Origin of the sequence: Spiroplasma endosymbiont of Colias croceus (assembly GCF_964020095.1) — a bacterium.
In the GTDB taxonomy this organism is placed as follows: Bacteria; Bacillota_I; Bacilli_A; order Mycoplasmatales; family VBWQ01; genus Spiroplasma_E.
This window is the reverse complement of the sequence record NZ_OZ026536.1, coordinates 845,648-857,752: the sequence shown is the minus strand read 5'-3', so window position 1 is coordinate 857,752 and position 12,105 is coordinate 845,648. Positions and strand designations below refer to the sequence as shown.

Below are 12,105 nucleotides of genomic sequence, written 5' to 3'. Positions count from 1 at the left end.
GTTTTTTGCAACTTAGGGGCAACCCTTTCCTATTTAACCGTGAAATTATTGGAGATATAGTGTAGGTACTAAAAAGATGCATCATTGGTACATAAAGCATTTATGCAATCAAATCGCTGTTTAAAAGATATTCAAATATTTCATACTGATCGCGGTAATGAGTTTAATAATAAAACTATTAATAAACTTTTACTAGCATTCAACATTACCCGCTCTTTAAGCAAAAAAGGCTGTCCTTATGACAATGCTGTTGCTAAGGCAAATTTTAAAACTTTCAAAACCGAATTTATTAATAACAAATTTTTACATCATTTATCCAATTAAAACTACAATTATTTGATTGGACGTATGAGATTAACCCTTAGAATTATGATTAACATTAACAATATAACTGCAAATTCTATGATTTGTTAATTTAATTATAACATATATTTTAAAAATATTAAAATATATAATTTCAAAATTACATTTAAATAACACAAAAATTCTAATCTTAAAATTAGAAATAAAAAATATTAAGTTTTAACTTATTAAGTACTATTAAGATAACTTCTACTATTTAAATAATTGGCTTTTGCTATTAACATATTATTTAATGTTTGATAATTATATATTTTTGCTCCATTAGTTAAAGATTTTAAAAAATGATATACATCACTTTCAGCACTACAACCTATATTTCAAGAAGCATTTTGATTTACAATACCATGAGCATTATTTTTAAAATAATTATATACTTTTTCATTAACATTAGGTTTTAAAAAACTAAGTAATTGATTACAATCTCCAGTTGCAAAAGTAGTAGTACCATCAATATATTTAGTTCAATCATGAGATTCTTTTTTCTTACCTTTAACTCCAACAAAAGATTTTCATAAATAACTATAAGCATGATATTTATCTAAAATATAATAACATCCCAATCAAGTAGCCATTGCTTTAATTCATAATGCACCATCACCAGCAAGTACTAAATTATAATTATGATATTCTCATTGAACACCTAATATATTTAATTTAATATCATAATGATTAAGAATAGTTTGTGTTGTAAAATTATATAATTGTTCTTGATTTAACCCATTACCACTTTTAAATAATAAAAATGCAGTTATTTTATTTTGTAATTTATTTCTATATGAATAAATTTCTTTTTTACCTTGATTAAAAGTTAAAATTCTACAACAATATTGCTGTTTTAAACCATTTTCATCTCAACAAGTAATAAAAGCATCATCTGCACATATATTTAATTTTTCATTATCTAATACTTTAAATTTTTGTTCTGGTATAAATTTTTCAATTTTTACATTTTTAAAAATTCTTGAAATAAGATTTTTAGAAAAAGAAGTATATTTAAATTCTGATTGAATATTAAAATAACCTTTTTTACTTATTAGACTTCTTGCAAAACCTATCTATTAAAAATTTAATTTTTAAAATAAAATTAAAAATAAAAAAGATAGGTAATCTATGATGTTTGATAAATTAAAAACTATTAACAATCCAGAATTATTAAGATTAACTGGTATAAATGATATTATTTTTAATAAAATTCTAGAAATTTTAAAGACAGAAGAAGTAAAAAAGTTTAAAAATGGTGGTACACCTAATAAATTATCATTAGAAAATCGTTTATTAATGACTTTAGAATATTGAAGAGAGTATCGAACTTATTTTCATATTGCTAAAAGTTATGGAATTAGTGAAAGTAGTTGCTATAGGAATATCAAGTGAATAGAAAATACTTTAATAAAACATCCTGATTTTCAACAACTTGATGGGCAAAAATCACTGTTAAATAATAATTTTAAAGATAAAACAGTTATCATTGATGTGACTGAAAGTACTATTCAACGCCCAAAAAAAGTCAAAAACAATATTATTCAGGAAAAAAGAAAAAACATACAATAAAAACTCAAGTCATAATTGAAAAAGATAGTAAAAAAATTATAAGTTCTTATTTTTCTTATGGTAAAAATCATGATTTTAAAATTTTAAAAAATTCAAAAACGAAATTTTTATCAGAAACAACTATTTTAGTAGATTTAGGATATCAAGGTATACAAAACATACATAAAAATGTCTTATTACCTAAACGAAAATCAAAGAAAAACCCTTTAACTAAAGAAGAAAAGAAAAATAATAAGGCTATTTCAAAAATGAGAGTTGTTATTGAACATGTTTTTGCGATTCTTAAAAAATTTATAATTATTAGTGAAAAATATCGAAATAAAAGAAAAAAATTTGCATTAAGATTTAATTTAATAGCTTCAATTTATAATTTACAATTATTAATTTAAATATATTTGATAATTTAATATTTTATTTTTTTATTTGAAATAATAATTTTTGTTGTATTTTAATGACAAAAAATAAAACATATTTTGAACAATAATTTTTAAAAAATATTAAAAGTGTTATTAAAATAAATTTTTAAACTTAAAAAATGTGATTAATATCATAGTTTTGCAAGAAGTCTATTATATCATTTGATATAACAACATAAGAATTCATAGCACTCTAAACTACTTAACTCCAATTAATTATCAAAAACAAATGTCTACTAAAAAATAGTCCTAAAAAAGGTTGGCATTCCACCAAGTTATTGGATTTTCGATTATTTTAGAACAAAAATTAGAAGCTTTATTTTTAGATATAAATTATTTAAATCAAAGATTTGGTTCAAAAATATTAAAAAAATTAATTAAAGAATTTAATATAAATCAAGTTGATGTCAATGAACAAAATACTAGAGCTTACAGTTTTTATTTAAAAAATGGATTTATATTTAATGATAGAAAAGAATTGGATAATTTTAATTTACCTTATCCAACAATAAATTTAATTTTCAAAGGTGATTAGTTCCTAATTTACTGGACCACTTTTGATATTTTGAGGGAAAGGATCACCCCTAAGTTGCAATAATTACACTCTAGTGAAAAAGTAATTGAAACACTTTTTCTGGGATATTTTTTATTTTTGTATGGAATCTTGTATTGTTATATTTTCAAATATCATGATTCATATGTAATAAAAATACATTTATATTTTTGAATTTTTATCTTTTAAAATAAACAACTTTTAAAGTTTTAAATACAGTTTCAACAATTGCATTTTGATATGAAGCATAGCCATCTGTCATGCTTAGACATGTTTTTTAAAGATTTTATAAGATGTGATTTTTCTTGATTTTTAGATCAGTGGTGATATACTATTTTTCGTGAATAAAAATCAACAAATGCTCATAAATATAATTTTTGATTATTAATTTTAAATTCACTAATATCTAAAGCAATTTTTTCTAATGGTTTATTAAAAATAAAACTAATGCTATCATCAGATTGTTTTAGTAAATTAGGTTCTATAAATCAAATATAAATTATCTTTCTACTAAATTTATTTTCTTGCCTTAATGTTGTGGCAGATTTACCAGCAAAATATTGTTCTATTATTTTTAATTTTAGTTCCTTACTATATCTTGTCATAAAAAGAGTCTCCTTACTAACTTAAAGCATTGTTTTTTGCAACTTAGGGGTGACCCTTTCACATATTCAAAAATTTGTAAAATACACTTAATAAATATTTATTTTTTATTATGTCTATAGACATATTCCGTAATTAAATTTTTTAAAAGTCAATTAATAATTTTAAAATTTATTTTATAATTTTGTTATTAACAATAAATTTAGAAAAGTGTTGATAAAAATGATTTTTGAAAATTTAAAAAAATTAAAAAATGAAGAATTTTATAGATATTTTGGTATAAAACGTTTTCATTTTAATGAAATGTTAGAAAAATTAATTGAAATAGAAAAATTAGAAAAAAATAAAGGTCGAAAAAATAAACTTTCAGTAGAAGAAAGATTAATGATGACTTTATTATACTGAAAAGAATATTATACTTTTTTTCAAATGAGTATTAAATCTAAAATGAGCCCATCAAGTTGTTTTCGAAATATTACTTGAGTAGAAAATAAACTTAGTAACCACAAAGATTACCAATTTTTAAAAGAAAGATATAAATTAAAAATTGATAAAAAACAAGAAAATTCAAATGAATTTCAATTTTATTTAATTGATTCAACTGAGATTGAAATTGAAAGACCAACTAAAAAAAACTACAGTTAGAATATTTTTCTGGTAAAAGTTGAATGTATTCTATAAAATTTCAAATTGTATATGATTTTTTTAATAAAAAAATTGTTGATATTTTTGCTGATAATGGTAAAGTGCATGATTTTCAAATATTAAAAAATTCAAATCTTGAATTTTCAGAAAAAACAATAATTATTGGTGATTTAGGATATCAAGGTATACAAAATATTTATAAAAATACAATAATACCAATTAAAAGAACTAAAAATAAAAAATTAACTAAACAAGAAAGAAAATACAATAAGATTGTATCTAAAATTAGAATTAAAGTTGAACATGTCTTTGCTTGATTGAAAAGATTCAAAATTTTAGTAAATAAATGTAGAAAATCTAAATTTAGACTTATGTACTTAAGATTTAACTTACTTTGTGAAATTTTTAATAAAATAAAACCATTAAAATAAAAAAAATATTAAAAATATTTTTTTAAAATTTAAATTTTTATCGAGTTAATATAAAAATATTATTAACAATTTTTTGTTTAAAATGTAAACTCATTTTTTAAACTATTTTTTCAAAAAATATTTATTTCTATATTCAATAACACTAAATAGTTTTAAAACAATTTTATTGACAATTAATTAAATTTAATTACGGAATATGTCCTATGTATAATTAAGATTAAATATCAATATCATATTTCATGTTATTTGAAAGGAAAATTAAATTGAGTCAAAATGAAGTATTTAGTTGAATAGGTGTTATTTCTGGTTCTAGCTTACTTATTTCTTTTATATTACTTTTAATGTTTTTATTAAATTATAAACAAAAAAACAAAGTTAAAAGAATACTTTCTTCAAATGATTTTAGTCAAATCATAGGAACGAAAAAAGAATTAAAAATAAAACTAAGAAAATATTTTAAAGAAATATTTATTAGAGATGTTGATATAAATTTATTTAAAAAATTTCTAAAATCAGAAAGTGGAGTTAATAAAAAACCAACAAAAATTGCCTGAAATTTTTTTATAATTTTGACAAGTTCAATATTAGTAAATAAATCCGAAGGAAGAGTTTCTGAAGCAATTAAAAGTATTAAAAATACTTTTGATGAAAGTAAACAAATATTATTAACTTCCGATAACAATAACTTAGTAACAGATGTAATTTTAAAAATTATGAATTTAAAAATCAGACCAATCTTAATTGCTAGTAGATCACTAACAAAAATAGACACTAATGGTAATTTCATCATTAATGATGAAAATTTAAGCAAAAAAGAAATCGAAGATTTTTGAAAACAAATTGATAAAGTTAGAAAAGATTTAATAGAAAACAAATATTTATATTTTATTTCAATACTTTCACTTTCAACTGCAACTAATGAACAACTCAAAAAATTATTAAACTACACAAATTAGTATAAAATACATAAAAAAGAAGCATTATAACAATAATTTTTTTAAAAAATTCTTATATTATGTTGCTTTTTAATAGATTTTTTAAATTATATATGTATATAATTAAAATGGAATATTATTATTATATCATAATAATTTTCAACAAATATTAATAAGAATCTAAAATAAAATTAATAACTAACAGAAAACAAGTAACTATTTAATTAAAAAATTATAATACTAAATCTTTTTATTTTTTTAAACTAATACCCCAAATTATAAATATAAAAGTTATGTATTTTTTATACTATTATGTTTAACATTTTATGGATAAAACTAAGGAAAAGCAAATTGACTACAACTAAAATATTTAATTGAATAGCTTATATTTCAAGTATCGCTTTACTTATTTTTTTCATATTACTTTTAATGTTTTTACTAATAAAATTTTTATTAAATTATAAACAAAAAAACAAAGTTAAAAGAATACTTTCTTCAAATGATTTTAGTCAAATCATAGGAACGAAAAAAGAATTAAAAATAAAACTAAGAAAATATTTTAAAGAAATATTTATTAGAGATGTTGATATAAATTTATTTAAAAAATTTCTAAAATCAGAAAGTGGAGTTAATAAAAAACCAACAAAAATTGCCTGAAATTTTTTTATAATTTTGACAAGTTCAATATTAGTAAATAAATCCGAAGGAAGAGTTTCTGAAGCAATTAAAAGTATTAAAAATACTTTTGATGAAAGTAAACAAATATTATTAACTTCCGATAACAATAACTTAGTAACAGATGTAATTTTTAAAATTATTAATTTAAAAATCAGACCAATCTTAATTGCTAGTAGATCACTAACAAAAATAGACACTAATGGTAATTTCATCATTAATGATGAAAATTTAAGCAAAAAAGAAATCGAAGATTTTTGAAAACAAATTGATAAAGTTAGAAAAGATTTAATAGAAAACAAATACTTATATTTTATTTCAATACTTTCACTTTCAACTGCAACTAATGAACAAATCAAAAAATTATTAAACTACACAGATTAAAATATTAAATGTTTAAATAAAATATAAGTAAAAAACAAATTTAAATTTTTAAAACAATATCTTTAAAATTACCTATTAAGACTTATGTTTTATAATCAAAAAAATTATAAAACATAATTTTTAATAATGTTAAAAAAAAGGAGTTAAACAGTGAGAAAAATTTTTATTTCATATCATCATCTAAGAGAACAAGAAGAAAAAAACCAATTAGCAGAGTTAATTAAAAAGTATGCTAATTATTTAAATATAAAAGACATGTCTGTAGAAATAGGGGATATTGATACCACATGATCAAATAATAAAATCGCTAAAACTATTAGAGAAAATCATTTAAAAGATACAACTATTACTATTCTTATTCTAGGAATACATACAAAATGTAGACAACATATTGACTGAGAAATTGAAGCTTCATTAAATAAATATGGAAGTTTAAATAGAAGAAAGAAGATAAATAGTTTTATAATACTTTTAACTGCTGATTTTATTAAAAAAGCAAAAACAAATTGTAATTTTAATAACACTTGTGATTATTCTTCTTTAATCACCCAAGAAAATGCTGGTCAAAGAATATATGAAACCGTAATAAATAAACATGCAATTATTGCTACTTATGATGAAATCTTTTCAGATATAATAATTCTTAAAAATTTACTTGATAAAGTTCAATCTAATCATAAAAAAGAAGAAATGTTTTATCAAAATGTTATCAGCCCTAGTTTTTTAAAACCAACTGTTTTAAAAGATAATACTAAAGATACTGTTTTTAATGAAAAAAAAGAAATAGATAATGCAATATTATCTTCAAATAAAGATAATGGTTTTAAAGAAGAAGATAGTGATATTGAAATACTTTCTGAATCAGACGAAGAAATAGATAATGCAAAATTAACTTCACTATCTTGATTTGAAGTTAGCAATCAATTACAACAACAAGAAACTACAACGGACTTTACTAAAGATACTGTTTTTAATGAAAAAAAAGAAATAGATAATGCAAAATTAACTTCAAGTCAAGATAGTGGTTTTAACGAAGATGATGATAGTGATAGTGTAGTAGCTTCTAAATCAGAGGAAAAAATAGATAATGCAAAATTAACTTCAAGTCAAGATAGTGGTTTTAACGAAGATGATGATAGTGATAGTGTAGTAGCTTCTAAATCAGAGGAAAAAATAGATAATGCAAAATTAACTTCAAGTCAAGATAGTGGTTTTAACGAAGATGATGATAGTGATAGTGTAGTAGCTTCTAAATCAGAGGAAAAAATAGATAATGCAAAATTAACTTCAAATAAAGATAATGATTTTAACAAAGATGATGATAGTGATAGTGTAGTAGCTTCTAAATCAGAAGAAAAAATAAATAATGTAATATTAACTTCAAGTCAAGATAGTGAAATTAATAATCAATTACTACAAGAAATTACAATGGACTTTACTAAAGATGATAATAAAAGTAATCTTTTAAGAAAATTATCTTTAAAACATAATAGTAAAGATAGTGGAATTGGTAGTGAACGACAAGAAATAAGTATACTGAAAGACGAAAATTTTAAAAGAATACATCTCCATAAAAAAGATAATTCAGAAGAATGTGAAGCAAAAGAAAAATCTGAAAAAACAATGCAAGAGTTTAATAAAAAAACAAAAAAATTTATAAATTCTGGTAAAATTAATTATACACAAGAATGTCCAGAAATATATTTATCGTATCTTTAAAACATACAACTAGTAAAATTAAATTAAATATTTAAAAAGTGAGAATTTTATTCTCACTTTTTAAATATTTAATTTAGTATTCTTCTTCAAGTGAAGAATTACCCATACCTATTAACTTCTCAGTTGGCATTAAACCAGTACCGGCCGGTATCAAGTTTCCTAAAATAACATTTTCCTTTAAACCACGTAAATTATCTTGTTTTGACTTAATAACAGCATTAGTTAATACTCTTGTTGTATCTTGGAAAGAAGCAGCAGCCAAGAATGATTCTGATTCTAATGGTGCTTTTTTAATCCCTAAAATAATTGGATGACCAAAAGCAGGTTTTTTACCAGCAACAATAATTTTGGCATTAACATTCTTAAATTCTTTGATATCAACAATCGCTCCAGGCAATAATGGTGAATCATTACCTTCAACTACAAAAATACGATTCAACATTTGTTTTACAATAATTTCAATATACTTATCAGAAATTTCAATTCCTTGTAAACGATAAACACGTTGTACTTCTTTTAAAATATATTGTTGAACTTCAATGATTCCTGCTACTTCTAGTAATTGTGTAATATTAATTGCACCTTCAGTTAGTTTTTGGCCAATCTTAACATTATCACCAATTTTAATTCTTACCTGCGCATTATATTGAGTTTTGTATTCTTTATAGTCAAGTTTTGACTTTACAGTAATTGTATAAATTCCTTGCTCTTCACGAATATCTGTTACTTTACCATCAAATTCACTAATAATAGCAACAGCACCTTTGGGATTAGTAATATCTAATAATTCTTTAATTCTTGGTAATCCTTGGGTAATATCACTACCACCAGCAACTCCTCCAGTATGGAAAGTTCTCATCGTTAGTTGAGTTCCTGGTTCACCAATTGATTGCGCCGCAATAATTCCAACTGCTTCGCCAATAGCAACAATAGAACCTGTTGTTAAATTAATACCATAACATTTTTGACAAACACCATAACTTGCTTCACAAGTTAAAACTGAACGAATATTTATTTTTGTAATTTTTGCCTCTAATATTGTTTCTACTAATTTTTCAGTAATTAATTCATTATTTGCAACAATTACATTATTTTTACTATCCACAACATCACCTTGAACAAAACGTCCAAATAAACGGTCACGTAACGGCACAATAATATTATTACGTTTTTGGTCAACAACGTCACTAATTATAAAGCCATTACCGGTATTACAATCTTCTTCAGTAACAATAATATCTTGTGAAACGTCAACTAGTCTTCTTGTTAAATAACCTGAGTCAGAAGTTTTAAGCGCCATATCTGCCATTCCTTTACGAGCACCATGGGTAGAAATAAAGAACTCTGAAACATTTAATCCTTCACGGAATGAAGATTTAATTGGTAATTCAATAACTTCTCCTTTTGGATTATTCATTAAACCACGCATCCCTACTAATTGAGTAAAGTTACTAATATTAGTTCTAGCACCTGAATCTCACATCATAAAGATTGGATTTTCAATATCTTTTCTTAAAACTGTTTCTAGTTCAACTTGAATATTGTTTTTAATACCACTTCATTTATTAATAATATGGTAATGACGCTCACGATTAGTTAACATACCTTGTTTATAAAACTTGTTAATTGTTTTAACATATTCATCTGCTTCTTTAAATAATCTTGTTTTACCTGAATAAGATACAACATCGCCTGCAGAAATTGTTGTTCCTGAAATTGTTGAAAATTTAAAACCAAGATTTTTCATTTTATCTAACATTTGTGCAGTTAATTGAGTTCCAAAAGTTTTAAAATATTTATGAATAATATCTGCTAAAGCTTTTTTCTTAAATGGTTCAACAATAACTCTTTTTTTAATAAATTCACGAAAATCAACATCAGTTGCAACTAAATCTTCATTATGAGTTTCAGTTAAATTAATAATATTTGGGCGATTAATAAATGGCATTCTTTCTGAAAACATTTGATTAAAAATAATCTTACCAATAGTAGTAATTAAAAATTTATTTTGATCGGTAGCAGCAAATTTACTTGCACCTAAACTAGCAACACGAATTCCAATAATAGCATGTAATGAAACCTGTTTTGTATCATAAGCTTTAATTGCTTCATTAACATCTTTAAAAATTGAACCTTGACCTAATTCATCTAATTTTTCAATAGTTAAATAATAATTACCAAGAACCATATCTTGAGTTGGCGTAACAATTGGTTTACCATCTTTAGGACTTAAAATATTTTTTGAACCTAACATTAAACTTCTTGCTTCAGCTACTGCTTCTTGAGTAATTGGCACGTGAACAGCCATTTGGTCACCATCAAAGTCAGCATTAAAAGCAGGAGTTACTAGTGGGTGTAAACGAATAGCTTTCCCTTTAACTAGAATTGGTTCAAATGCTTGAATTCCTAAACGGTGTAAAGTTGGAGCACGGTTTAATAAGACAGGACGATCTTTAATTACTTCTTCTAAAACATCTCAAATTCGTTCATCTTGAATTTCAATTAATTTTTCAGCAATTTTAATATTTAAAGCTAATTCTTGATGAACTAATCTTTGCACAACAAAAGGTTTGAACAAAATAATTGCCATATCACGAGGAATACCACATTGATACATTTTTAATTCCGGACCAACAGCAATAACACTTCGACCTGAATAATCAACACGCTTACCTAATAAGTTTTGACGGAAACGTCCTTGTTTTCCTTTTAATGTTGAAGTTAAAGATTTTAATGGACGTTTATCTCTTCCTGTTACTGGACGTGCTTTACGTTCATTATCAAATAAAGCATCAACTGATTCTTGCAACATTCTTTTTTCATTATTAATAATTAAGATTGGTGCTCCCATTTGCTTTACTTTTTTTAAGCGTTCATTACGAATAATAATTCTTCGATATAAATCATTAATTTCTGATGTTGTAAAACGACCACCATCTAACTGAATAATTGGACGAATATCAGGTGGAATCACCGGAATAGCGTGTAATACCATTCATTCTGGTTTATTTCCTGATTTAGCAAATGAATCAATAACATCTAAACGACGTTCTAGTTTTCTACGATCAGTTTGTGATTTCTTGTTTGTCAATTGTTTTTTAATGGCAAGAAATTCTTTTTCTAAATTAATATTTTTTAATAAATACTCAATAGCTGAAGCACCAATTCCAAATTTTGTTCCAGTATGTTTAGTAATAAATTGAGCACATTCATCCATTGAAAATGGACGTGAAGTATCTGCTAAAGTATCAGTTAACATTTGAGCACGAGTATAAGCAAAAGAAGAAGGTTCTAATTGTTCTAAAATTTGTGCAAATACTTTACGTAAACGATTACGAGTATCAGTTGAAGATTTAGCATTACCTAAATCCATAATCATTTTTTGTTTTAAACCTTTAGCAGTCCCTGGATCTAAAACAATATAAGAAACAAAATATGCTACTTCTTCTAAATCTTTAGCTTTCATATCTAATGCTAACGCAATTCTTGAAGGAGAAGCCTTTAACATTCAAATATGAGTTACTGGCTCTTCTAACTCAATGTGTCCTAAACGTTCACGTCGAACAATTGCTTCAGTAATTTCTACTAAACAACGTTCACAAACTTTACCTTTATTTTTTATTTTCTTATATTTACCACAAGTACATTCATAATTTTTAGTTGGTCCAAATATTCGTGCATCAAATAATCCATCTTTTTCAGGTTTTAATGACTTATAATTAATTGTTTCTGGCTTTGTAATTTCTCCATGTGATCATGAGCGAATTTGATCGGGAGAAGCAAGAGAAATTTTAAGGGCAGTATAATGTTTTGAATTTTTTTGCATTTGC

The 12,105-nt window shown here is 23.5% G+C and carries 11 protein-coding genes and 1 pseudogene; 9 read left to right on the top strand and 3 right to left on the bottom strand.

Features of this window, described 5'->3' with window-relative positions; genetic code table 4:
* Nucleotides 1-29: 29 nt before the first annotated feature.
* Nucleotides 30-315, top strand: a pseudogene (locus tag AACL24_RS05285) (DDE-type integrase/transposase/recombinase); the annotation flags it as partial.
* Between the two features lie 215 nt (nucleotides 316-530).
* Here AACL24_RS05285 and AACL24_RS05280 read toward each other — a convergent pair.
* A complete protein-coding gene (locus tag AACL24_RS05280; RefSeq protein WP_339049112.1) occupies nucleotides 531-935 on the bottom strand; it encodes a hypothetical protein in 405 nt (134 codons plus the stop codon).
* Nucleotides 936-1,473: 538 nt separating this feature from the next.
* On the opposite strand from AACL24_RS05280, the gene AACL24_RS05275 reads away from it, so the two are divergent.
* From AACL24_RS05275 to AACL24_RS05270, 3 genes are all read left to right on the top strand, one after another.
* Nucleotides 1,474-2,303, top strand: a protein-coding gene (locus AACL24_RS05275) for an IS5 family transposase (RefSeq protein WP_339049111.1) whose coding sequence is annotated in 2 segments (ribosomal slippage) — nucleotides 1,474-1,870 and nucleotides 1,870-2,303 — 831 coding nt in all. Because the reading frame shifts where the segments join, the coding sequence is not laid out codon by codon here.
* Between the two features lie 148 nt (nucleotides 2,304-2,451).
* Entirely contained in the window at nucleotides 2,452-2,577 is a 126-nt protein-coding gene (locus AACL24_RS15510) for an IS3 family transposase (protein ID WP_422398066.1), read from the top strand.
* A gap of 12 nt (nucleotides 2,578-2,589) precedes the next feature.
* Nucleotides 2,590-2,865, top strand: a complete 276-nt coding sequence (locus AACL24_RS05270; protein WP_339049110.1) for a hypothetical protein — start codon at nucleotides 2,590-2,592, stop codon at nucleotides 2,863-2,865.
* A 227-nt stretch (nucleotides 2,866-3,092) separates the two neighbouring features.
* Here AACL24_RS05270 and AACL24_RS05265 read toward each other — a convergent pair whose 3' ends face one another.
* A complete protein-coding gene (locus AACL24_RS05265; RefSeq protein WP_339049109.1) occupies nucleotides 3,093-3,488 on the bottom strand; it encodes a hypothetical protein in 396 nt (131 codons plus the stop codon).
* A gap of 220 nt (nucleotides 3,489-3,708) precedes the next feature.
* Here AACL24_RS05265 and AACL24_RS05260 point away from each other — a divergent pair, with 220 nt between their 5' ends.
* The 5 genes from AACL24_RS05260 (at nucleotide 3,709) to AACL24_RS05240 (ending at nucleotide 8,275) form a co-directional block, all read left to right on the top strand.
* A complete protein-coding gene (locus AACL24_RS05260; protein WP_339045912.1) occupies nucleotides 3,709-4,131 on the top strand; it encodes a transposase family protein in 423 nt (140 codons plus the stop codon).
* A gap of 23 nt (nucleotides 4,132-4,154) precedes the next feature.
* The gene (locus tag AACL24_RS05255) at nucleotides 4,155-4,562 is read left to right on the top strand and encodes a transposase family protein (RefSeq protein ID WP_339045908.1); all 408 of its coding nucleotides are present in this window, start codon (nucleotides 4,155-4,157) and stop codon (nucleotides 4,560-4,562) included.
* Nucleotides 4,563-4,825: 263 nt separating this feature from the next.
* Complete coding sequence (locus AACL24_RS05250) at nucleotides 4,826-5,518, top strand: hypothetical protein (protein WP_339049108.1); 693 nt, start codon at nucleotides 4,826-4,828, stop codon at nucleotides 5,516-5,518.
* 408 nt (nucleotides 5,519-5,926) lie between these two features.
* Nucleotides 5,927-6,556, top strand: coding sequence for a hypothetical protein (locus AACL24_RS05245; protein ID WP_338986693.1), 630 nt, complete (start codon nucleotides 5,927-5,929; stop codon nucleotides 6,554-6,556).
* Nucleotides 6,557-6,706: 150 nt separating this feature from the next.
* Nucleotides 6,707-8,275, top strand: coding sequence for a TIR domain-containing protein (locus tag AACL24_RS05240; protein ID WP_339049107.1), 1,569 nt, complete (start codon nucleotides 6,707-6,709; stop codon nucleotides 8,273-8,275).
* A 73-nt stretch (nucleotides 8,276-8,348) separates the two neighbouring features.
* Here the strand turns inward: AACL24_RS05240 and rpoC are convergent, their stop codons facing one another.
* A complete protein-coding gene (gene rpoC, locus AACL24_RS05235) occupies nucleotides 8,349-12,101 on the bottom strand; it encodes a DNA-directed RNA polymerase subunit beta' (RefSeq protein ID WP_339049394.1) in 3,753 nt (1,250 codons plus the stop codon).
* Between the last annotated feature and the right edge of the window lie 4 nt (nucleotides 12,102-12,105).